At 64.8% G+C, this 23,348-nt stretch carries 20 protein-coding genes; 5 read left to right on the forward strand and 15 right to left on the reverse strand.

From position 1 onward, the window contains the following. From serS to DRB19_RS11960, 11 genes are all read right to left on the reverse strand, one after another. Positions 1 to 1,365, reverse strand: coding sequence for a serine--tRNA ligase (gene serS / locus DRB19_RS11910; protein WP_114186257.1), 1,365 nt, complete (start codon positions 1,363 to 1,365; stop codon positions 1 to 3). 100 nt (positions 1,366 to 1,465) lie between these two features. Beyond that, entirely contained in the window at positions 1,466 to 2,266 is an 801-nt protein-coding gene (gene tatC / locus DRB19_RS11915) for a twin-arginine translocase subunit TatC (RefSeq protein ID WP_114186258.1), read from the reverse strand. Beyond that, positions 2,263 to 2,793 (reverse strand): Sec-independent protein translocase protein TatB, encoded by a 531-nt coding sequence (gene tatB / locus DRB19_RS11920; RefSeq protein ID WP_114186259.1) that lies wholly within the window; start codon positions 2,791 to 2,793, stop codon positions 2,263 to 2,265. Before tatB ends, tatC begins: the two co-directional genes overlap by 4 nt. Positions 2,794 to 2,855: 62 nt before the next feature. Next, entirely contained in the window at positions 2,856 to 3,110 is a 255-nt protein-coding gene (locus DRB19_RS11925; protein ID WP_114186260.1) for a twin-arginine translocase TatA/TatE family subunit, read from the reverse strand. Between the two features lie 56 nt (positions 3,111 to 3,166). Then, entirely contained in the window at positions 3,167 to 4,288 is a 1,122-nt protein-coding gene (locus tag DRB19_RS11930; RefSeq protein WP_114186261.1) for an ABC transporter ATP-binding protein, read from the reverse strand. Beyond that, entirely contained in the window at positions 4,285 to 4,989 is a 705-nt protein-coding gene (gene scpB, locus DRB19_RS11935; RefSeq protein WP_114186262.1) for an SMC-Scp complex subunit ScpB, read from the reverse strand. Before scpB ends, DRB19_RS11930 begins: the two co-directional genes overlap by 4 nt. A 1-nt stretch (position 4,990) precedes the next feature. Beyond that, positions 4,991 to 5,791, reverse strand: a complete 801-nt coding sequence (locus DRB19_RS11940) for a segregation and condensation protein A (protein WP_114186263.1) — start codon at positions 5,789 to 5,791, stop codon at positions 4,991 to 4,993. Positions 5,792 to 5,830: 39 nt separating this feature from the next. After that, positions 5,831 to 6,850, reverse strand: a complete 1,020-nt coding sequence (gene nagZ / locus DRB19_RS11945; protein WP_114186264.1) for a beta-N-acetylhexosaminidase — start codon at positions 6,848 to 6,850, stop codon at positions 5,831 to 5,833. Between the two features lie 77 nt (positions 6,851 to 6,927). Then, the gene (locus DRB19_RS11950; protein ID WP_114186265.1) at positions 6,928 to 8,358 is read right to left on the reverse strand and encodes an SPOR domain-containing protein; all 1,431 of its coding nucleotides are present in this window, start codon (positions 8,356 to 8,358) and stop codon (positions 6,928 to 6,930) included. Positions 8,359 to 8,465: 107 nt separating this feature from the next. Then, on the reverse strand, positions 8,466 to 10,226 hold the full coding sequence (gene argS, locus DRB19_RS11955; RefSeq protein WP_114186266.1) for an arginine--tRNA ligase: 1,761 nt from the start codon (positions 10,224 to 10,226) through the stop codon (positions 8,466 to 8,468). Positions 10,227 to 10,274: 48 nt separating this feature from the next. Beyond that, positions 10,275 to 11,489: a deoxyguanosinetriphosphate triphosphohydrolase gene (locus DRB19_RS11960; RefSeq protein WP_114186267.1), complete on the reverse strand. Its 1,215-nt coding sequence runs from the start codon at positions 11,487 to 11,489 to the stop codon at positions 10,275 to 10,277. Positions 11,490 to 11,569: 80 nt separating this feature from the next. On the opposite strand from DRB19_RS11960, the gene erpA reads away from it, so the two are divergent. Both erpA and DRB19_RS11970 read left to right on the forward strand, forming a co-directional pair. Beyond that, a complete protein-coding gene (gene erpA, locus DRB19_RS11965; protein WP_114186268.1) occupies positions 11,570 to 11,896 on the forward strand; it encodes an iron-sulfur cluster insertion protein ErpA in 327 nt (108 codons plus the stop codon). A gap of 83 nt (positions 11,897 to 11,979) precedes the next feature. After that, complete coding sequence (locus DRB19_RS11970) at positions 11,980 to 13,866, forward strand: hypothetical protein (protein ID WP_114186269.1); 1,887 nt, start codon at positions 11,980 to 11,982, stop codon at positions 13,864 to 13,866. 167 nt (positions 13,867 to 14,033) lie between these two features. On the opposite strand, the gene DRB19_RS11975 is transcribed toward DRB19_RS11970, so the two are convergent. Beyond that, positions 14,034 to 16,337, reverse strand: a complete 2,304-nt coding sequence (locus tag DRB19_RS11975) for an NADP-dependent malic enzyme (protein WP_114186270.1) — start codon at positions 16,335 to 16,337, stop codon at positions 14,034 to 14,036. A 102-nt stretch (positions 16,338 to 16,439) separates the two neighbouring features. Between DRB19_RS11975 and DRB19_RS11980 the strand changes: the two genes are divergently transcribed. Next, positions 16,440 to 17,060 (forward strand): CatB-related O-acetyltransferase, encoded by a 621-nt coding sequence (locus DRB19_RS11980; RefSeq protein ID WP_114186271.1) that lies wholly within the window; start codon positions 16,440 to 16,442, stop codon positions 17,058 to 17,060. A 12-nt stretch (positions 17,061 to 17,072) separates the two neighbouring features. Here DRB19_RS11980 and DRB19_RS11985 read toward each other — a convergent pair whose 3' ends face one another. Further along, positions 17,073 to 17,939, reverse strand: a complete 867-nt coding sequence (locus DRB19_RS11985; RefSeq protein WP_114186272.1) for a glycosyltransferase family 2 protein — start codon at positions 17,937 to 17,939, stop codon at positions 17,073 to 17,075. Continuing rightward, positions 17,936 to 19,744 carry an aspartate--tRNA ligase gene (gene aspS, locus DRB19_RS11990; RefSeq protein ID WP_114186314.1) on the reverse strand — a complete coding sequence of 603 codons (1,809 nt, stop codon included), beginning with the start codon at positions 19,742 to 19,744 and terminating at the stop codon, positions 17,936 to 17,938. The genes DRB19_RS11985 and aspS overlap by 4 nt, the downstream gene beginning before the upstream one ends. 554 nt (positions 19,745 to 20,298) lie before the next feature. Between aspS and DRB19_RS11995 the strand changes: the two genes are divergently transcribed. Together DRB19_RS11995 and rnd are read left to right on the forward strand one after the other, a co-directional pair. Further along, a complete protein-coding gene (locus tag DRB19_RS11995; RefSeq protein ID WP_245439444.1) occupies positions 20,299 to 20,613 on the forward strand; it encodes a hypothetical protein in 315 nt (104 codons plus the stop codon). Between the two features lie 45 nt (positions 20,614 to 20,658). Beyond that, entirely contained in the window at positions 20,659 to 21,828 is a 1,170-nt protein-coding gene (gene rnd, locus DRB19_RS12000; RefSeq protein WP_114186273.1) for a ribonuclease D, read from the forward strand. On the opposite strand, the gene ppx is transcribed toward rnd, so the two are convergent. Beyond that, entirely contained in the window at positions 21,825 to 23,348 is a 1,524-nt protein-coding gene (gene ppx, locus DRB19_RS12005; RefSeq protein ID WP_114186274.1) for an exopolyphosphatase, read from the reverse strand. The genes rnd and ppx overlap by 4 nt on opposite strands.

Below are 23,348 nucleotides of genomic sequence, written 5' to 3' on the forward strand. Positions count from 1 at the left end.
TCAGGCCTGCCGCTCGATCCGGGTGAGGCCACCCATATAGGGCTGGAGCGCCGTCGGGACCGTGACGCTGCCATCCGGGTTCTGATAATTCTCCAGCACCGCCACCATGGTCCGACCCACCGCGAGCCCCGAGCCGTTGAGGGTGTGGACGAAGCGCGGAGCTTTTTCGCTAGCGGCGCGATAGCGCGCATTCATCCGGCGCGCCTGAAAATCGGTGCAGACCGAGCAGCTCGAAATCTCGCGATACATCCCCTGCCCCGGCAACCAGACCTCGATGTCATAGGTCTTCGCCGAGGCGAATCCCATATCCCCCGTGCAGAGCGTCATGGTGCGGAAAGGAAGGTCGAGTTTCTTCAGCACGTTCTCGGCGCTGGTGAGCATGCGCTCGTGCTCGTCCGACGAGGTTTCGGGCGTTGTGATCGACACCAGCTCGCATTTCACGAACTGGTGCTGGCGGATCATGCCGCGGGTGTCGCGGCCAGCCGAGCCCGCCTCGGCCCGGAAGCTCGGAGTGAGCGCCGTGAAGCGCAGGGGAAGCTCCTCCTCGGACAGGATCAGCTCCCGGACGAGGTTGGTTAGGGTCACTTCCGCCGTGGGGATAAGTCCATAACGGGCTTCCTTGACGATCTGCTGCAGCCCCTCGCGCGTCACCCCATCGGCAACGGCGGAAGCGATGAACTGCTCCAGGGCCGACCCAGGAAACGCCCAGAATTGGTCGTCTTCGAATTTCGGTAGTTGCGCGGTGCCGAACATGGCATCGTCGCGCACCAGCAGAGGCGGGTTCACCTCGGTATAGCCGTGCTCGTTCGTATGCAGGTCGATCATGAACTGACCAAGCGCCCGCTCCAGGCGGGCAAGGCCGCCTTTCAGCACAACGAAACGCGAGCCGGAGAGCTTCGCGGCGGTCTCGAAATCCATCAGGCCGAGCTCTTCGCCGATCTCGAAATGCTGCTTGGCGGCTTCCAGGTTCTTCGGGGAGCCGAAGCGGTGGCGCTCCACATTGCCCGCCTCGTCGGCTCCAACAGGCACATCATCCTTCGGGGTGTTCGGGATGGCGGCCAGCATGGCGTGAAGCTCCGCCTCGGCTTCCCGGGCGTCCTGCTCCAAACGCGGGATGCTCTCTTTCAGCCGCGCGACCTCTGCCATCAGATCCTGGGCCCGCGCCTCGTCCTTCTTCGCCTTGGCCTGGCCGATTTCCTTGGAGAGGCTGTTGCGGCGCTCCAGCTCTCCCTGCGCGGCCGAGATCGCGGACCTGCGGCGCTCGTCGAGGGCGATCACGCGCTCGGACAAGGGCTCCATGCCCCGTTTCCTGAGGCCTTGGTCGAAAGCCGCGGGATTGTCGCGGATGGAACGAATGTCATGCATAGGACTGGGACCGTGCTCTAAGGCGCGGCCCTGCCCTCGCGACACGACCGCCCCTCGCTATGCCAAGGTGGTTTTTCGGCGCTTGCGAAGGCCCTTGAGCCTAACCGGCCGCCGCGCGCGCGGCCTCGGCTTCCGCGCGCTTCCTCTCCACCATGCGGACGGAGAGGATGGACGCCTCGTAAAGAAGCAAGGTGGGGATCGCAAGGGCGAACTGGCTGATCACGTCGGGCGGGGTCAGAACGGCCGCGATGACAAACACGAAGACGATCGCGTAGCGGCGCTTGTCCTTGAGAAACTGCGAATCGATGATCCCAGCCCGGGCGAGCAGGGTCAGGATCACGGGAAGCTGGAAGCAGATGCCGAAGGCGAAGATCAGCGTCATGATCAGCGACAGATACTCGCTGACCTTCGGCAGGAACTCGATGGCCGGAGAGGTATCGGTGGCAAGCTGCTGCATGCCGACCGAGAACCTCATGAGGAGCGGCATCGCGACGAAATACACGCAGGCCGCGCCAACCGCGAATAGAACCGGCGTGGCCACCAGGTAGGGCAGGAACGCCTTGCGTTCGTTTCGGTAGAGGCCCGGCGCGACGAACTTGTAGATCTGCGCCGCGATGACCGGGAATGCCAGGAAGCCCGCGCCGAAGGCCGCGACCTGGATCTGCGTGAAAAGGTATTCCAGGCCGTGGGTGTAGACGAGATGCGCCCTGTCGGGCGAGCCGACCGCGAGGACATACGGCCAGACCAAGGCATTGTAGATGTACTTCGCGCCTGCGAAGCAGATGAAGAACATGAGCACGAAGGCAATCAGCGCCCGGATCAGGCGCGTGCGCAACTCGGTCAGATGCTCGATCAAAGGCGCGCGCGATGCCTCGACCTCGTCATGGTCAGCGGTGGTCATGAGGCTTTCAAATCCGATTTTTCGTCCAACGCGGCTCTGGCTGCCGCGGCCTTCTCGGCTTCGATCTCCGCCTCCCGCCGCAGGGATTCAGCGATCACCTCGGCCGGATCGTCGATGGGCTCGACAGGGGGAATCGGCAAGGGGACGTCAGGCTCGACAGGCGCCGGCAACGTCGCCTCTCCGGTCACCTGAGCGATGGCAGGCTCCTCCGTGGAAGCCGGCGCCTGAGACGTTACAGGTGCGTCCACAGCGGTCTTCAGCTCGTCCCGGATCGACTGGATGGGGTTGAAGCCCTTGTTCATCGAGGACACGGAATCGTTCATGCCCTGGAGCTGCTGCTTGACGTCGTCGAGCTCGGCCTCACGGATAGCTTCCTGGAACTGCCCCTGAAACTCCGCCGCCATGCGGCGGACCTTGCCGGTCACCTGTCCCACGGTGCGCAGCGCTCGCGGCAGGTCCTTGGGGCCGATGACTATCAGCGCGACGGCGCCGATCACCATCACCTCACCCCAGCTCATGTCCAACATGGCGTGGCCTCGAACCCTACCCCAACAATACTCACATGCCGCGGCAAGCGGCGCTCTGTTTATCAGCCGATCTTGTGATCGGTCGTCGCGCTGGTCGTTGCGCCGGTGGCCGGCGTACCGGCCTGATGATCGAGCGTACGGACCGGCTCGGACGGGGAAACCGGCTTCACGGCCGTTTCATCCTCCGACATGCCCTTCTTGAAGGCCTTGATGCCCTTCGCGACATCGCCCATGAGATCGGAAATCTTGCCGCGCCCGAACAGCAGGACGACGATCAAGCCGACAACGATCCAATGCCAAATACTAGCGCCACCCATAGCGATCCTCCTGCGCCTTATGCGGCGCGGCTTCTAAACTTAAACCCGTGGCCAACCTAGGCATCCGCGGCGGCGAAAACAAGAACATCCTTTGGATCGATCTCGATCCCGATGTCCTGCCCCTCCTTCACCCGCACCGGATCGTGAACACGCGCTTGGAGCGGCCGGTCCACGCCCTCGACATCGATGTAGACAAGGTCCACCTCTCCGAGGAAACGTCGTGATACCACGCGGCCGGGCAGACAGAACCCCGCCGGCTTGAGTCGGAGCCCCTGCGGTCGCACGCAGATGACCGCCGGACCATCGGCCACATTCGGTGCAGGGAAGATCCCCACCGGGCAGGAGGCCTGGCCATTGCGGACCTCGCCCCTGATCTCGTTGAAGTCGCAGAAGAACCGCGCGGCGAAGAGATTGGCCGGCTCGTGGTAGATCTCCTCCGACAGGCCCTGCTGGATGATCACGCCCGAACGCATGAGCACGATGCGATCGGCGATGCGCATGGCCTCCTCCGGGTCGTGCGTCACCACCACCGTAGTGGCTCCCGTCTCCCGCAGGATGGCGACAGTCTCGTCGCGGATCGCGTCCCGCATCCTCCGGTCGAGGTTGGAAAACGGCTCGTCCATGAGGAGGACGCCCGGACGGGGAGCGATCGAGCGCGCCAGCGCGACCCGCTGCTGCTCGCCTCCCGAAAGCGTGTGAGGAAATTCATCCGCGTAGTGCTCCAGCCCCACGCGGGACAGGGCGCGACGGGCTGCGATGTCGGCCTCCTTCGCGGAGAGGTCCCTTAGGCCGAACATGACGTTCTGGAGGATCGTCATGTGGGGAAAGAGCGCGTAATCCTGGAACATCAGCCCGATGCCCCGCCGCTCCGGCTCGATGAAGGCGCGCGGTCCGCTGACTTCTAGGCCGTCCATCAGCACCCGGCCCGAGGTCGGCGCTTCGACCCCGGCCGCGATGCGAAGCAAGGTGGTCTTGCCGCACCCCGAATGGCCGAGAAGGCACACGAGTTCCCCCGGCTCGACCGTGAGGGATACGCCGTCGAGCACGGTCGTCCCGCCGTAGGTCTGGACGATGTTCTCGAACGACAGCTGGGCGGGAATCGAAGCCCCGGCCGTTCCACGCTGCCCCCACCGGGGAAGACGGAAGCGGTCACGCGCCTGCGCGGGTTTTGCGGTCATTCCTCGCCTGTCTCGGTCTGGTCCATGTCCAGAGGCTGGAAGAGATCATCGTCGAGGGGGTCTTCATCCTCGCGCAGGGTGTTGTCGTCGGACGGTACAGGAACCGAGAGGTCCGGCGGAACGCGTCCTTCCAGGAATCCGGCACCCTTCAGCTCCTCGAGCCCCGGCAGGTCGTCAATGGCGTCGAGGCCGAAATGATCGAGGAAGCCCGCCGTGGTGCCGTAGGTGACCGGCCGCCCCGGTGCCTTGCGGCGTCCCCTCAGGCGGATCCAGCCCGTTTCGAGCAGGGTGTCGAGGGTGCCCTTCGACGTGGCGACGCCTCTGATTTCCTCGATTTCGGCCCGGGTCACCGGCTGGTGATAGGCCACGATCGCCAAGGTTTCCATGGCGGCGCGCGAGAGCTTGCGCTGCTCGACCACATCCCGCGAGAGCACGAAGGACAGGTCGCTGGCGGTGCGGAAGGCCCATTTGCCCGCCACCCGGACGAGATTGACGCCCCTCGGCGCATAGTAGCCAGCCAGATCCTCCAGGATCCGCTCCACATCGGCCCCTTCCGGGAGACGGCCGGTCAGATCCTGCACGCTCAACGGCTCGGCGGAGGCGAAAAGCAGCGCCTCGGCGACGCGCGTCGCCTCGCCATGATCCGGCACGCGGCTCTCGTCGGGGATTCCGGCCTCGATGGTTTCGTCGGTGGTTTCCATTTCAGGCTCCTGCCTCGGCGGGCTCCGCGACGGGTCTGACCCAGACGGGTGCGAAAGCTTCGTCCTGGCGCACCGTGAGCTTTCCTTCCCGCACCATCTCGAGGGTGGCCGAGAGGGCGGAGGCGAGGACGGTGGGGCGCATGGCCGGCTCGACCATATACTCGACCAGGTAGCTGTCGAGGGTCACCCACTCCCTCAGGTGCCCGACGAGGCGCTCCAACGCCTCCCGGGCGTCCACCAGAGACCAGACGGTCCGCTTGTGAAGGGAAACCCGCGCATTGAGCTGGATCTGCCGCTGTTGGGCATAGGCCTTGAGAAGATCGTAGAGACTCGCCTCGTAGCGCGCATCGCGGCGGATCACGACAGGTTCGGGCTCGCCCCGGGCGAACACGTCACGGCCCAGCCAGTCGCGCTCGCCGAGCTTCTTGGCGGCGGCGCGGATCGCCTCCAGGCGGCGCAGGCGCAGGGCGAGAGCCGTGGCCAGCTCCTCGGCACTCGGCTCCTCGCCCTTGGGCGGCTCCGGCAGCAAGAGGCGGGATTTGAGGTAGGCGAGCCAAGCCGCCATCACCAGGTAATCGGCCGCAAGTTCGAGCCGCATGCGGCGGGCCGCCTCGATGAAGACAAGGTACTGTTCGGCTAAAGCCAGGATGGAAATGCGGTGGAGATCCACCTTCTGGCGGCGGGCGAGCTCGAGCAGCAGGTCGAGCGGGCCTTCGAAACCGTCTACATCCACCAGAAGCGCAGGTTCGCCCTCCGCCCGCTCTGTGGGCGCCACATCTTCGAAGGGGAGAGGCTGTGCCATGGGATGTACTCAACGCGACGGGTTCGGAGCTTCGGCTGTCTAGGCGACCATCGCAAGGGCCGCATCGAGCCTGGCGCGGGCATCCACAGGATCCAGCGGCTCAGGGTCATGGGTGATGCGCTGGAGCGCCGCCGCGGCCCGGCGAAGCGCCTCGCCCTCCAGGGCTGGCGCTGCTTCGGCCACGGCGGACATCTCCTCCATCTTGCCGTTGCAGTGGAGCCCCACGTCGCAACCGGCCGCGAAAGCAGCTTCCGCCCTTTCCCTTAAGGAACCGGAAAGAGCCTCCATGGACAGGTCGTCGGACATGACGAGGCCCTGATAGCCGATATGGCCACGGATGATGTCGTGGATGACCGTCGGCGACGTGGTGGCGGGACGCTCGGGATCGATCGCCGTGTAGACCACGTGGGCCGTCATGGCGAGCGGCATGTCCGTGAGCATCCGGAATGGCTTGAAATCGTGCGTTTCCAACGCCTCGCGCGAGGCGTCGACCACCGGCAGCGAGAGGTGGCTGTCCGCGCCGGCGCGGCCGTGGCCCGGCATGTGCTTGATCACCGGCAGCACGCCGCCGGCCAGAAGCCCCTCGGCCGCTGCGCGTCCGAGGACGGCAACCTGCTCGGCCGTCTTGCCATAGGCCCTGTCGCCGATGATGTCGTGAGAACCGGACGACGGCACATCGAGAACCGGGAGGCAGTCCACCGTGATGCCGACGGAGCGCAGGTCATGGGCGATGAGCCGGGCTCCCAGGCGGGCGATTTCCCGCTGGACCAGCGGATCATTGGAATGGACTTGGCCGTAGGAGCGTCCCGGGGGGTATTTGGGCCAGTGCGGCGGTCCCATGCGCTGGACCCGCCCACCCTCCTGGTCGATCAGGATCGGCGCGTCGGCACGCCCTACCGTATCCCGCAAGGCGTCGCAGAGCGCCTTCACCTGGGCCGGATTGTCGATGTTCCGCCGAAAAAGAATGAACCCCCAGGGATTTGCCTCTCGAAAGAAGGCAATCTCGTCCGGGGTCAGCTCCTGGCTTGAGCAGCCAGCAATGAAGGCGCGGGTGATCATGCCCGCGCCTTACGTCTCCTGCCAGGCAGGGTCAAGAAGCCTCGGCGCATTCCGCCCAGGCTATCGTTTGAGTCGGCCTAGTTCTTGGCCACGAAGCACTGACCGCCCTGCCCCTGGAGCTTGGAGCAGAGAGACGAGGCCTCGTCCCGCGACATGGGCCCGACCCGGACGCGGTAGACGGTGTTGCCGTTCACCTCGGCCTTGCGGATCAGCGGCGGCAATCCTTCCAGGTCCGAATACTTCCGCTGATACTGCTCCAGGGCGGACTGCGCCTGGCTTTCCGAGCCGCTGACGCCGAGTTGGACAGCGAAGCCGCCTGTGGCCGTCGCCTCCGCCGCCGCCGCCGCCGCCGCAGGAGCGACGGGCTGGACCGAGGCTACGCGCTGCGGCGAAGCGTCGCTGGCCGGGGTTGCGGCCGCTGCAACCGGCTTCGGCGCTGGCGTGGCCGCCGGAGTGGTCGCGGCTGGGCGGGGTTGGGCTGGAGGGGCTTGGGCCACATTCGCGGCTGGGGTCGCCTGAGCGGCTGCCGGCAGAGCCATCGTCGGAACGGGCGACGGACGAGGCGGCTGCTGACCTTCTGGGCGAGCCGTGGTGCCATCGGGCCGAATCGCAACTGTGCGCACCTTGCGTGGCTCACCGAGGTTCAGACCACCGGCCTGTTGCTGAGCATGCGGCGCGGCATGAGGCGCGGTTGCCCCCGTGGACTCGGCCGAGTTGCCGCCATTGATGCGAACCGCCTGCTTCACGTCGACCGGCTGCTCTTCGCGATTGACGACCTTGGTGTCACCGGACTGATCGGCGCGCTCATAGATCTGCTTGTTCTGGTTCGGGATTTCGACCCCGCCTGGATTTTGCGGCTGCACCTTGACCGGATCCGCGCTCGCCTTGATCAGCGGAGGCTCGCCCCCGGTCAACGCGGTGGTGTTGCCGCCGAGAAGGAATGCGCCGCCTGCGCCAAGCACGATCGCTCCGGCAACGGCGCCGATGGCCAGGATGCCCTTGCGGGAGCGAGGCTTGCGCGGCGCATCGTAATGCATGTCGTCCGACTGCTCGTACTGGCCTGCATGCTGCCCGGCATGATCGTCATAATACTCGTCGGCATAGTCGCCCTGATCGTAGCCCTGTCCTTGGGACGGAGCAGCCTGGTAGCCGTACCCCTGGTGTCCGGCATGGCTTTGCGGCTGCTGAGCGTATGGATCGTAGGCGGGCATTTCGACCCCGCCCCTGCCGCCCTGCGGCTGAGCCGCGCGCGCAGCCGGGGCAACCGGTTCGCGGGTAGCGAAGATATCGTCGAGGCTAGCCGACGCCTGGTTCCGGGGGCGTGCCGGAGCGTCGTTGGCCAGCATGGACTGGAAAGGATCGTCCTGGCCAACGATGCGGGCCAGTTCGGCCAGCGGATCGTTCCGCCCGGCAGGGGTCGATTGCGCCGAGGCGTTGTGCGCCTGGGTGATTTGCCGCTCGAACTCGCCGAGATCGACTGCAAAACGGGACTTCGCTGATTCGCTCATTGCGCCGGACCTCCGGTTACGCCACAGGAGCGACCATCGCTCCACCGGCACGACGTGACGGAGCCCGGCGCATGCAGCTCGAAACGGTTGAACCGCCTCAAAAACCGCTAGCGCATCTCATCGGGAGCCATGACGCCCAGGATTGCTAGACCCGATGCGAGCACGCCCTTGAGAGCATGCACCAGAGCGAGCCTCGCCTCGGTTGAATCTTTATCAGTTTGATTAACAAAGCGTAATTGCGGCAAGTCTTTGCCCTTATTCCACAAACTATGGAAGGCGCTCGCCAGGTCGTAAAGGTAGAACGCGACCCGATGCGGCTCATGGGCTTCGGCCGCCGCTTCAATCATGCGAGGGTACTGGGCGATCCGGTGGATCAGGTCCATTTCGGCCTCATCCTTCAAGACCGAAAGGTCAGCTTTTCCAAGAGCTTCTGCGGCGAAGCTCACACCCGGGAAAGCCTCCGCGGCCTGCCGGAAAATGGACGCCGAACGGGCATGGGCGTACTGAACATAGAAGACTGGATTGTCCTTGGATTGCTCCACGACCTTCGCCAAATCGAAGTCCAGGGTGGCGTCGTTTTTCCTGAAAATCATCATGAAGCGCACCGCGTCGCGACCCACCTCATTGACAACATCACGCAGCGTCACAAAGTCGCCGGCGCGCTTCGACATCTTCACCGGCTCGCCGCCCCGCAGAAGCTTGACCAGCTGGCAGAGCTTCACGTCGAGCTCGCCCTTGCCGCTCGTTACCGCCTTCACGGCCGCCTGCATGCGCTTGACGTAACCGCCATGATCGGCCCCCCACACGTCGATCATGGCCGGATAGCCACGCTCGAACTTGGAGCGGTGATACGCGATGTCCGAGGCGAAATACGTGAAGGAGCCGTCCGACTTGAGGAGCGGCCGGTCGACCTCGTCGCCGAACGCCGTGGCCCGGAAGAGAAGCTGCTCCCGGTCCTCCCAATCCTCGTCCTTCTGGCCCTTGGGCGGCGGAAGGCGGCCCATATAGACAAGGTCACGGCTCTGGAGATCGGCGATGGTCTTGGCGACTTCGCCGCCGCCATTCTCCTGCAGGGAGCGCTCCGAGAAGAAAATGTCGTGATGGATGTTGAGCACCGCGAGATCGTCGCGGATCAAATCCATCATGGCGTTGATCGAAATCTCGCGGACAAGGGGCAGCCATTCGGCTTCCGGCTTGTCGAGCAGGCTCTCGCCATGCTCGCGGGCAAGCTTCTCGCCCACGGGCTTGAGATAATCGCCCGGATAGAGCCCGTCCGGGATTGCGCCGATCTCCTGGCCCAGGGCCTCCCTGTACCGGACGTAAGCCGAGCGGGCCAGCACATCGACCTGGGCTCCGGCGTCGTTGGTGTAGTACTCACGGGCGACGTCGTAGCCCGCAAACGCCAGCAGAGCCGCCAGGGCGTCGCCGAAGACCGCGCCGCGCCCGTGACCGACGTGCAGAGGACCGGTCGGGTTTGCGGACACATACTCGACGTTGACCGAGGTCCCCGCCCCCTGCCCGCTTCGGCCAAAGCCTTCGCTGTCGATGACGGCGGCGCGCAGGACCTCATGGAGAACCTGCGGCGCGAGCCTGATGTTGATGAAGCCGGGGCCGGCTACGTCGACCCTGATGACGCGCGGATCGTCCTGGAGATCAGTCACGAGAAGGTCCGCCAGGGCGCGCGGGTTCATGCGCGCTTCCTTGGCCAGCACCATGGCGGCGTTGGTGGCGAGGTCCCCATGCGACGGATCGCGCGGTGGCTCGACCACGACGCGGCTCGCATCGAGCCCCACAGGAATTTTCCCTGCCTCGGCCAGACGGCCAAGCGCATCCGCCACTCGCTTCTCAAACAGACCGAAAATGTTCATATGTGTTGATCTCGACGGGGCCTTTGGCCCTCAAATGCTTTGGTGCGCCTAACGCAGGTCGGGGGTTACGTCAAACAGCCGGCGGTGTTCAAGGATCGCGTAACCGTCCGTCATGCCCGCAATATAGTCTGCGACCCGCCGCGCCAAGCGCGCCTCGTCATCCCGCGTCAGGTCGGCTCGCCACTCCTCGGGCATGGCTTCGGGCTCGTTCTTGAAGCGCTGGAACAGGTCGCGCAGGACATCGTCCGCCTCGGCCCGGACCTGCATCACCTTCGGGTGGCGGTACATGTGGGCGAAGAGGAAGCGCTTTATGGAGGCATCTGCCTCCCGCATTTTATGCGAAAAGCACATCACCGTCTCGGCGCCATGGCGGATGTCGTCGGCCGTTGTCGGAGCAAGAGCGGCGATTCTCCGATCCCCCTCGGCCACCACGTCCTCCACGAAGCGGGTGATGACCCGCCGGGTCAGCTCGTGGATTCGCCGGGACAATTCGAGCCCTGGATAGCGGGCATCGATTTCCGTCAGGATCTCGTCGAGAAACGGCACCTCCCGTAACTCCTCGATATCGAAGAGCGCGGCCCTCAGGCCATCGTCGATATCGTGCGAGTCGTAGGCGATGTCGTCCGCGATGGCCGCCGCTTGGGCCTCGCCGCTCGCATAGGTGGCGAGCTCCAGGTCATGCTGGGCGTTGTATTCGAGGATCGCGAGGGGAACGCCCCGTTCGGCATAGCGAAGGGTTGGTTGCCCCTCAGGGTCGAGCAGTGGGCCGTTGTGCTTGACCAGCCCCTCCAGGGTCTCCCAGGCCAGGTTGAGGCCGTCGTACTCTGCGTAGCGCCGCTCCAGCCGGGTCACCACCCGCAGGGCCTGAGCGTTGTGGTCGAACCCGCCGAACTCCTTCATGCACTCGTCGAGGGTGTCCTCGCCCGTATGGCCGAAGGGCGTATGGCCAAGGTCGTGGGACAGCGCGAGCGCCTCCGCCAGGTCCTCGTCGAGGCCAAGGGACCGGGCCAGAGCACGGGCAATCTGGCTGACCTCGATGGTGTGGGTCAGACGGGTGCGGTAATGGTCGCCCTCATGGTACACGAAGACCTGAGTTTTATGCTTGAGTCGCCGAAAGGCGGACGAATGGATGATACGGTCCCGGTCGCGCTGGAACTCGCTCCGGGTGGGCGAGACCGCCTCGGGAAAAAGCCGCCCGCGACTGCCCCAGGGGTCGCAGGCGTAGGAAGCTCGCCATCGTTCGCCATAGGGCCGCACGGTCATCCTCGGGTTGAAGCCTTGTGTTCGGGCACTTACCTTGCTCTTGAGAGGTTGTCCAAGACTACCACCGACTGGATACACGAATGACCGGAATTACCCTGACCGAACGCGCGGCCCGCCGTATCAACGAGATCATGGCAACGGAGCCGGCCGGGTCGATGCTGAGAATCAGCGTCAACGGAGGCGGCTGCTCCGGGTTTCAGTACGCCTTCGACGTGGACCGGACCAAGCAGGACGATGACCTCGTGATCGAGCGGGACGGAGCCGCGGTGCTCGTGGACGAGGTCTCGATCCAGTACATGGACGGCTCTGTCATCGACTTCGTGGACGATCTGATCGGCCAGTCCTTCAAGATCGAAAACCCCCACGCGACCGCCGCCTGCGGCTGCGGCACGTCGTTTTCGCTCTAGAGCGAAACATTGTATCAAAATCCTCCCTTTCTGGCAGGACGCGTTATGACGGCCTTGGCTTATTGCCGAAATCGGGGGTTTTGATGCGAGTTCTTCACCGTTGTGGCGTCTGCGCGCTGGCTCTCGTGGCGGGCTTCACTGCCCTGCAGCTCGAGCCTGCCGTCCTGCGCGACCTTGCGTATGACGGCGACGGCCGGCGCCTGACCGTCGGGGCCGTCAAGGTTCCCCTCTGGAGTGCAGCCTGGGCGCAGACCCCCGATACGTTCAGCCTTGAAAATGTAGCCTTCACCCTGGGATCGGCAACCTATGAGGCCAAGCGGATCGAGATTTCAGGCCTCGCTTCCTCGCGGGCAGACGTGGAGGCCTTGCTCTCGCCGTCCAGCAGTGAGCCGTTCGGCCCCCGGATCGCGCGGATCGACGCGAAACAGATCACGGTTCCGGAACTCAAGGTGAGGCAGAAGGTCGGTGCTGACGACCAGACCGCCACTTATAAGAATGTGGTGCTCAGCGATGTGGCGCAGGGCCGGGTCGGCCTGACGACGATCGACACGACAGCCATCGATGTCTCGGAGGGCAAGACGAGAACCTCCCTCACCTATGGGCGCCTTTCCGTTCGCGATCTCGATATGCCGGCTTTCGCACGCCTTTATGAGGGAACGTCCGAGACTGCATCTGGCCCTTTGTCAAAGATCCACGGGGACTTCTCGATCGACACCATCGACGTTCTCGACCAGGAGGGAACGTCCCTGAGAATCGGCCGGTTCAGCGGCCGGGATTTCCTCGCGCGCCCCACCAAGGCATCCTGGTCCGGCAGCACGGCCCTGTTCGCGGAGCTGGCCGATAAGGACGAGCTGAGCGCCGACGAGCAGACGCGGCTGATTACGACGGCGGCGGATATGCTGAGCGCTTTCGACGTCGCCTTTGCCGAAGTGACAGGGATCGAACTGAAAGCTCCGGCCGGTTCATCGGCAGGCAGCAAGGAAACGACGTCCGAGGTCACGACCAGGGTCAACCGGGTCGCCTATACCAGCGCAACGGGCGCTCAGCCGGCTGATCTGCGCGTCGAAGGGATCGAGGCGGTCGACCGTGACGGTCGGGTAAAGATCGACGCCTTGAGCCTCACAGGCTTCTCGTTTCAATCGACTCTTGGAGCTCTCAAAGACTTCCAGAGCGCTTGGCTCGAGGAAATCGATCCGGCGGCGGCGCGCGCCCTCGTTCCGACGATCGGCACTCTGCACGTCTCAGGCGTGGACATCGATACCTTGAGCGAGACCGGCAAAGGCCAGACGCCGGAACGTGTGAAGGCCACGCTCAAGGATTTCGAGCTGACCGCCGACAACCCGTTCAACGGCGTCCCCACCAACTTCAAGGTCGGGCTTCAAAACCTCGCTATGGAGCTCCCGGCCAAGAGCAGCGAGGACGGGATCAAGGATCTCGTTGCCCTCGGCTACAAGAACCTCGACCTCTCACTTGGGCTCGCAGCTCGCTGGAACGAGGCCGGCAAGGAAATCGCGATCCGCGAATTCTCCGTCCAAGGCCAGGAGCTGGGGCGCATCTCCCTGAGCGGTCTATTGGGCAATATCTCGAAGGATGCCTTCGATCCGGACACCGCCGTCGCATCGGTCGCTCTGATCGGCGCACGGGCGAAGTCCCTTGAGATGACGGTCGAGAACACGGGCTTGTTCGACCGCTATCTCGCCAAGGCGGCGAAAGACGGAAAGACCACGCCGGAATCCCTCCGGCGGACTTACGGCGCCATCGCGGCAGTGGGCATCCCGTCGATGCTCGGCAATTCCGAACAGGCAAAGTCCCTTGGTCAGGCCGTTGCGCGCTTCATCGCGAAGCCAGGGCGGCTCACGATCAGCGCCCGGGCCAAGGAAGCCGAGGGACTGGCCATTGCTGAGGCGGTCATGTTCACCGGAGCAGCGGCGGCGCTCCAGAAGCTCAACGTCACGGCTGTGGCGGAATAGCACCCGCTCCGGGAAGCAAAGCCTTTTGTCATGGCCGGACCTGTACCAGCTGCGTCATCCCGGACGCCGCAAGGCGATCCGGGATCGTCTGCCGAAAGAAGCACCGTTCTCGTCACACGATCCCGGGTTCCGCTCACTTGGCCCCGGGATGACGATGGGCATACTCCTCAAATCAGCGTCGGCTGATCCTGCTCGGCGGCCTGAGCCTCGACCACGGCGATGGCCGTGAGGTTGACGATGCCGCGGGCCGTCACCGATGGGGTGAGAACGTGCGCGGGCTTGGCCGGCCCGATGAGAATGGGTCCCACGGGAAGAGAATCCGCCAACATCCTGGTGAACTGGAACGCGATGTTGGCCGCGTCCAGGTTCGGCATGATCAGCACGTTCGCCTCGCCCTTTAGCCTCGAGGCCGGATAGACCCGATCGCGGATCATTTCCGAGAGGGCGGAATCCGCCTGCATCTCGCCCTCGACCTCGAGATCGGGCGCGCGCTCGCGGATCATCGCCAGGGCATTGCGCATCTTGACGGCGGAACGGGTGTCCGCCGCGCCGAAATCGCTGTGGGACACGAGCGCGATCTTGGGTTCGATTCCGAAGCGGCGCACATGGCTGGCGCACGCGACTGTCATCTCGGCAATCTCCTCCGCGCTCGGATCGGGCTGAACATGGGTGTCGGCCAGGAAGAACGCACCCTTGTTCGAGATCACCAGCGACAGGGCCGCCATTTCGTGGACGCCGGGCGCAAGGCCGATCACATCCTTGATGTGCTTGAGGCGGGACTGGAAGCGCCCTTCGAGGCCGCAGATCAACGCATCAGCGTCGCCGCGCTTCACCGCGACGGCGCCGATGACCGTGGTGTTGGTGCGAACCAACGTCTTGGCCGCGTCCGGCGTGATGCCCTTGCGGCCGGCCGCTTCCACGTAGCAGGCGACGTATTCGCGGTAGCGCGGGTCGTCTTCAGGGTTCACCAGTTCGAAGTGCCGGCCGATCTCCATGGACAAGCCGAAGCGCTTGATCCGGGCTTCGACCACGTTGGGACGTCCGATGAGGATCGGCTTGGCGATGCCCTCCTCGACGATGACCTGAACCGCGCGCAGGACCCGCTCGTCCTCGCCCTCCGCATAGATCACCCGCTTCGGATTTTCCTTCGCCTGGGAAAAGAGCGGCTTCATGATGAAGCCCGAGCGGAACACGAACCGGGTCAGGGAATCCGCGTAAGCGTCGAGGTCCTCGAGCGGCCGCGTGGCGACGCCTGAATCCATGGCGGCCTTCGCCACCGCCGGCGCAATGCGCAGGATGAGGCGCGGATCGAAGGGGCTCGGGATCAGGGACTTGCGCCCGAAGGGATGCGCCTCGCCGCCATAGGCCCGAGCCACGACCTCGGACGGGGCCTCGCGGGCAAGGCCCGCAATCGCCTTCACGGCGGCGGCCTTCATCTCCTCGTTGATCTGCGTCGCACCCACATCGAGCGCGCCGCGGAAGATGTATGGGAAGCACAGGACGTTGTTGACTTGGTTCGGGAAGTCGGAGCGGCCGGTGCAGATCATGGCGTCGGGACGGGCCGCTTCCGCCTCCTCGGGCATGATCTCGGGATAGGGGTTGGCGAGCGCCATGATGAGTGGGCGCGGAGCCATCCTGGCCAGGAGTTCGGGCTTGAGAACGCCACCGGCCGAGAGGCCGATGAATACGTCCGCGTCGGTTATCACGTCGGAGAGCGTCCGCGCGTCCGTTTTCTGTGCATAGGCCGATTTCCACCGGTCCATGAGCTTCTCGCGGCCCTCGTAGACGACGCCTTCGATATCTGTGATCCAGATGTTCTCACGCCGCGCGCCGAGCGACACCAGCAGATTGAGGCAGGCGAGCGCCGCCGCTCCGGCCCCGGAGGTGACGATCTTCACCTCCTCGATGCGCTTGGCCGCAAGTTCAAGCGCGTTGGTCACGGCCGCCGCCACGATGATGGCGGTGCCGTGCTGGTCGTCGTGGAAGACCGGAATGGCCATGCGGGCCTTCAGGTGCTCCTCCACCTCGAAGCATTCGGGCGCCTTGATGTCTTCCAGGTTGATGCCGCCGAAGGTGGGCTCCAGGGCGGCGATCACCTCGACCAGCTTGTCCACGTTCTTTTCCGCCACCTCGATGTCGAACACATCGATGCCGGAGAACTTCTTGAACAGGACCGCCTTGCCCTCCATCACGGGCTTGGATGCGAGCGGGCCGATATCGCCGAGGCCCAGGACCGCCGTACCGTTGGAGATAACGGCGACGAGGTTCTGGCGGGAGGTGTAGTTGGCGGCCTCGAGCGGATCGGCAGCGATCGCCTCGCACGGGGCCGCAACGCCCGGCGTATAGGCAAGCGCCAGGTCCCGCTGATTGCCCAGGGGCTTGGTCGGTTGAATCTCGAGCTTTCCGGGACGTGGGTGGCGATGGTAGAAGAGCGCTCCCGATTTCAGATCCTGCGAGATGTTGTCAGCCATCCCAAACGCTCCCTGCGCCAAAAGCCATTGTTCTTACTCAAGGGGTCCTTGTGCGCGTCTTGACCGATGCCGTCAACGCCGTCTTGCCATGAGGGGCATGTCATGAGCCTGCGCCACCGCCTGAAGAACTGGCGCAACCCCCATAATCAAACCAAGCTCCATTTGGCCCGGATTGCGGGGCGCCACGGCTACGACATCGGCGAGTTCTCCTATGGCCGACCCAAGGTGCGCTTCCCCGAATCCGGCAAAAAGCTCACCATTGGCCGCTACTGCTCCATCGCCGACAAGGTGGAAATCCTGCTCGGAGGCAATCATCGAACGGACTGGGGCACCACATACCCTTTCTCGGCCCTGCGCGACCTCTGGCCATCGGCGCCCGTAACGGAGGATTACCACAGCTCCCGGGGCGACGTGACGATCGGGCATGACGTGTGGCTCGGATCGGGCGCGATTATCCTGTCGGGAGTGACCATCGGGCACGGTGCTGTCGTTGCGGCTCACGCCGTCGTCGTCAAGGACGTGCCACCCTACGGGATCGTTGGGGGCAACCCGGCCAAACTCATCCGCCATCGTTTTGACGAGGCCACCGTCGAGGCCCTGCTGCAAGCCGCATGGTGGGACCTGCCCAGGGAGAAGATCGCCACGCTCATCCCGCTCTTGCAGAGCGACCGGATCAAGGAGCTGATCGCCGCCGTCCGGGTGCTGCGGGCCCGATCGGCCTGAGACACCTGAGCTCTACGAAAGCCCCTCCTGCCGAAGCGCTTCTTTCCTGCGCAGGAACGCCCATGCTCCGGCGGCCGAGCCGCCGTAGCGCTCGACGAGGCTGCGCCGGAAGGTCAGGCTCGCGCCGAGAGTTTTCAGGGCATTGACCGCAAACATCCCAGGAGCCGGATTCGGCAGTCCGTATTTGCGGCTCACATAGGCCCGGGACCAGGCCTGATGCCACCGGGTCCTGAAGACGCGGCCGGGCTGCGGCGTGCTGGAACGTCCCCGCCCGTGGCGCACGACCGCCTGCGGTACATAGACGAGGGCAGAACCGGAATCCGCCACCCGGCGGCAGAGATCATCATCTTCGTAGAACAGGAAGATGTTTTCATCGAAGCCGCCTAGCCTGAGGAAAAGCTCCCGGCGGATGAGGAAGCAGGCCCCGGAAAAGAACGGCGCGCAGACTTCGCCCTCCGGCAGCGCAAGCTGGCCGTGCGGATTGGTCAGATAGGAGGCCAGAAGCGAGCGCGGTTGGAAGAAAACCCGACCACTCGGCTCCACGATCTTGGGAGCGAAGAACCCCGCGTCGGGATAGCGGCGGGCCGCATCGACGAGACGGTCAACGGTGATGGGCTCGACGAGAACGTCTGGGTTCACCACGAGGATAAACTCGCTCTCGGCCGCCCGCGCGCCGATGTTGTTGGCGCGGCCATAGCCTTCGTTGCGCGCGTTGCGGATCACCCGGGAGCCATGCCCCTCGGCGATGGCGACGCTCTCGTCCGTCGAGGCATTGTCGACGACGATCACCGGCACATCGGCGGCTCTTAGCGCGCCGAGGCACTCCGGCAGCGCATGGGCGCTGTCGAAGGCCACGACGATCGCGGTAACGGGCGTCATTTCTCCTGAACGTTCAGCCGGATGTGCAGCTCGCGCAGCTGCTTGGGCGTCACCTCGGAGGGCGCGCCGAGCAGCAGGTCCTCGGCCTTCTGGTTCATGGGGAAGATCGTGATCTCGCGCAGGTTCTGTGCGCCGCAGAGCAGCATCACGATGCGGTCGACGCCTGCCGCCATGCCGCCGTGAGGCGGCGCGCCGTACTGGAAGGCGCGGTACATTCCTCCGAACCGCTCCATGACCTCCTTCTCGCCATAGCCGGCGATTTCGAAGGCCTTCACCATCCGATCGGGACGATGGTTGCGGATCGATCCCGACGCCATCTCATAGCCGTTGCAGACCATGTCGTACTGGAAGGCGGTGATCTTGAGGATCTTCTCCTTGTCGGACGGATCGAGCGCCATGAACGCATCGTGGTCCATGTTCCCCATGGAGAACGGGTTATGCGAGAAGTCGATCTTCTTCTCGTCCTCGTTCCACTCGTATTGCGGGAAGTCGACGATCCAGCAGAAAGCGAACTGGTCCTTGTTGCCCAGACCCAGCTCGTCGCCGATGCGCACACGCGCCTTGCCGGCAAGCGAGGCGGCCTTGTCCTCGGCGCCTGCCGAGAAGAACACGGCATCCCCGGCCTTCAGGCCTGCCTTCTCGCGGATGACTGCCTGGGCGGCCTCCGGGATGAACTTGGCGATGGGTCCCTTGCCGGTGATCTGTCCGCCATCTTCCTCGAACACGATGTAGCCGAGGCCGGGCGCGCCTTCCGTGCGGGCCCAGTCGTTGAGCTTGTCGAAGAAGGAGCGCGGCTGGGAGGCTGCGCCCGTGGCCGGAATGGCGCGAACGACGCCACCGGACTTGATGACGTTCTTGAAGGCGTTGAACGTCACGTCCTCACGCTCGAACACCTCCGACACATCGGCGATGACCAGCGGGTTGCGAAGGTCCGGCTTGTCGGAGCCGTATTTCAGCATCGACTCGAAATACGGAATGCGCGGGAACACCTCGGTGACGGGCTTTCCGTCCGCGAACTCCTTGAAGGTGTCGCGGATCACAGGCTCCATGGCCTGGAACACGTCCTCCTGGGTGACGAAGCTCATCTCCACGTCGAGCTGGTAGAACTCGCCCGGCAGCCGGTCGGCGCGGGGATCCTCGTCGCGGAAGCAGGGGGCGATCTGGAAGTACCGGTCGAAGCCGGAGATCATGATCAGCTGCTTGAACTGCTGCGGAGCCTGCGGCAGCGCATAGAACTTGCCGGGATGGATGCGCGACGGCACCAGGAAGTCGCGCGCGCCTTCGGGCGACGAGGCGGTCAGGATCGGGGTGGTGAACTCGAAGAACCCGCCCGTCTTCATGCGGCTGCGGAGCGAGTCGACGATCGCGCCGCGCTTCATGATGTTGTTGTGCAGCTTCTCCCGGCGCAGGTCCAGGAACCGGTAGGTGAGACGGGTCTCCTCCGGGTATTCCTGGTCGCCGAAGACCGGCATCGGCAGCTCGTTGGCCGGGCCCAGCACTTCCATGTCGGTGATGTAGACCTCGACCATGCCGGAGGGCAGGTCCGGGTTCTCGGTGCCGGCCGGACGCTTGCGCACCTTGCCGTCCACGCGGATCACCCACTCCGAGCGCACAGCCTCGGCCTGCTTGAAGGCAGGGGAATCCGGATCGATGACGCACTGGGTCATGCCGTAATGATCGCGCAGGTCGATGAACAGCACGCCGCCATGGTCGCGGATGCGGTGGCACCAGCCGGACAGGCGGGTGGTTTCGCCGACATGGGATTCGCGAAGCGCGCCACAGGTGTGGGAGCGGTAACGGTGCAGGGGGGCGGACATGGAAGAGCCTGATGTTTACGTGTTTGGCGCAACATTCATGGCAGCCAGGGGATGTCAAGGCAGAAGGGCGAATCGGAGTGCCCTAGGCCGATCATCAGGCTCCGGCAGCCGATACCGGTATATTTTCGGGCGCCTGGGCGGCGGCAGTCTCATCGTGTCATGGTCGGGCCTCCCCGGCCATCTACGCTTGGGAGCCGCCGCGCTGGCAAAAACCTGCCCTGAACCAAGCCGGGGATGACGGATCGCATCGCAAGCCGTTGCGTCATCCCGGACGCCGCAGGCGATCCGGGATCGTCTGACGAGAGTGGCGCCTCGTTCTGCAATCGATTCCGGGCTCCGCTGGCGCGGCCCCGGAATGACGGGAGGCAGCGTGAAACTCAGGCCATCCGAGCGGCCTACGACTGCAAAAACCCTTTCCAGGCCTCGATTTTTCAGCCCTTCCAGCGCCCAGGACTCTTGCGGAACAAACCACGAACCACCATATTCCCTCTATGATTTCCACTCATGCAACATCCCTTTTGAAGCCGGTCCGGAACGCCCCTGTGGAGGAGAGGTTCGAGGGCAATTGGCACGTCTATCCCATGGAAGGCGCGCTCGAGCTTCACTATACGGATCAGGCCGGCAACCCGAGCCGGCGCTGGGTCATTGCGCGCGAGCTGAAGGTCGGCCCTGGCAAGACCCTTCTGGGCGGCATCGACATGTCCGACGACGGCTATCGCGGCTTCCGGGCGGATCGGATCGAGCGCATCGTCGATGCCGAAACCGGTCGGGTCATCGACAGGAATATTATCGACTGGCTGATCAAGCGGGCCGAGCGGCAGGCCAAGGAGCGTAAGAAAGCGGCAAAAGCCGCCTAACGGAGGAGTCGCGGGAACGCTCGCGTTCAGCTAAAAGCCTATCTCATGGATTTGATCACAACGACCGACGCCCTGGCTGCCGCCTGCATCCGCCTCGCCGCTCATCCGTTCGTCACCGTCGATACGGAGTTTCTGCGCGAGACCACCTATTACCCTAAGCTCTGCCTGATCCAGATGGCGGGTCCCGATCCGGCTGACGCCTATCTGATCGACCCGCTGGCCGAGGAAATCAGCCTGGAGCCCTTCATGGCGCTCATGGCCGATCCCAACGTCGTGAAGGTGTTCCATTCGGCCCGGCAGGATCTCGAAATCATCTGGAACCTGGGGCAGCTCGTCCCCACGCCCCTGTTCGACACCCAGATCGCCGCCATGGTCTGCGGCTACGGGGATTCGGTGTCCTACGAGCAGCTGGTCAACGACCTCGCCAAGGCGCGGGTGGACAAGTCCTCCCGCTTCACCGACTGGTCACGCCGCCCGCTGACCGACGCCCAGCTCACCTATGCGCTCTCCGATGTCACCCACTTGGTGAGCGTCTACGAGGCGCTCATGGCGCAGCTGCAGAAGAACGGCAGGCTCGCGTGGCTGAGCGAGGAGATGTCGGTCCTCACCTCCCCGGAGACCTATCAGGCCGACCCGGATAACGCTTGGCGCCGCCTGTCCGGCCGCCTGCGCAAGGCCAAGGAAGTCGCCGTTCTGATGGAGGTTGCCGCTTGGCGGGAACGTGAGGCCCAGAACCGCGACGTTCCCCGGGGCCGCATCCTCAAGGACGACGCGCTCATCGACGTCGCCGTCTCAGCCCCTCGCAGCACCGAAGCCCTGGGACGCCTGCGTTCGATCCCCAATGGGTTCGAGCGGTCCCGCACGGGAGCCGACATCCTGGAAGCGGTCGAGCGCGGCCTTACCCGTGACCCCGCGACCGTTCCCATGCCGGAGCGATCCCGTGGACGCGGGGCGGCAGGCGCCGTGGTGGAGCTCCTGAAGGTTCTCCTGAAGGCCGTCGCCGAGCAGGAAGGCGTCGCGCCCAAGATCATCGCGACCGTCGAGGAGCTTGAGGCCATCGCCGAAAGCGACACGGCCGACGTGCCCTCCCTCCACGGCTGGCGGCGGAGCCTGTTCGGCGAAAAGGCCCTTGCCCTCAAGAACGGCCAGCTCGGCCTCGTGCTGGAACGAAGCCGGGTCGTCGTGCGTGACCTGACGCGGGCCGAGGCGGTTTAACCGGCAATCTCGATGGCTGGCGACAGGTTCAGGAGCTTGCCCAGCGCCCGAAGCCTGCCCGAGAGGCGCTCGTTCGCCAGGGCTTCCATGTGTTCAGGCAGTTGCAGCACGACCTCGCCGCCACGGGCAAAGACCGGCGTCTTGGGCAGGATTCCCTCCATCCCGACTGAAACAGGATAAGCCACGCGCATGAGCGCCGCGAGCAGCCGCGCGCGCTCCATCAGGCGCGTTCCCGCAAGCGCCTTGATCCGGGAGCCGACCTTGTCCGGGTTGAGACCTTCGTGTCGGAAGAAGATCGACAATGCCAAATAGGCGCGGCCGGGATGATCGAGTCCTGCAAAAGCCCCATAGGCGATGAGATTGAGGCTTTGCTCCCCGCGATAATCCGGGTGCGCCCGCCAGCCAATATCGGCGAGCAGGCAGGCCGCATGGCGCAGGCGATACTCGTTCTCGGTCTCCGGGAGCCCGAGGCTCTTCATGAACTGCTCGGTCCACTCCCACAATTGCTCCCCGTGCCGGGGCGAGCGGGAGCGCAGCAGGTTGAGGTCGCCTGCCGCCGAAATGAGCGGATCATGCCGGCGGATCCCAGGGTCGAGCTTTTCGTACAGCAATCCTTCGCGCACGCCATAGGCCGAGATGGCGATGTCCTTCGGCTCGCCCAGCCTGATGATCTCCTCCAGCAGGATCGCCCCATAGGCCAGAAGAGGGCGGCGGGCTTCGGAAACGCTTTCGATGTCCTTCAGGGTCTTGGTGTCCGCCTCCTCGATGAGGTGAAGGAAGTCCAGGCCGTCGTCGGGCTTGATGGTGTAGCCGTGCATGACGTGGAGGGGATAATCCTTCGCGGCCTGATGCAGCCGCGCCAATGCGCGCCACGTGCCGCCGACCGCATAGAAGGTCCGCCCATGGAGATGTTCGAGATATTCGGGTGCGCGCTCAAGTGCCGCCCGGATGATTCTCTGCGCCTTCTTGAGGGACCCGCCACTCAGGTCCTGCAAGGCCAGACCGCCGAGCGGCATGGTAACGCCCTGCCCCACGGTCGGGCCGCTCACATCCACCAGCTCCAGGCTGCCGCCGCCCATGTCGCCGACGATGCCATCCGGATCAAAGAAGCCCGACACGACGCCAAAGGCGGAGAGCATCGCCTCCCTGGCGCCGGACAGGAGTTCGATGCCGTGGCCGCAAGCCTCGGCTGCGGCCTCCAGGAAGGCCGGCCCGTTGGACGCGTCACGGGCGGCGGCCGTCGCCAGCACGAACACGTCCGACACGTTCATGGTTTTGCACAGGACCTGGAAGCGCGCGAGCGCCCTCAAGGCCCGGTCGACCGCCTCGTCGTCCAAGCGCCCGGTGGTCGCCACGTGCCGTCCGAGACCGCACAGGACCTTCTCGTTGTAGATCGGCGTCGGAGCCCTGGTCAGGCCCTCATAGACCACGAGACGAACCGAGTTGGATCCGATGTCGATGGTCGCCACCGGGCGGCCGATCTTGAGCCGCCCCGGAGCCTCGCGCTCGACCGCCTGCAT

The sequence above is a fragment of the Microvirga aerophila genome, from assembly GCF_003332305.1.
GTDB lineage: Bacteria > Pseudomonadota > Alphaproteobacteria > Rhizobiales > Beijerinckiaceae > Microvirga > Microvirga aerophila.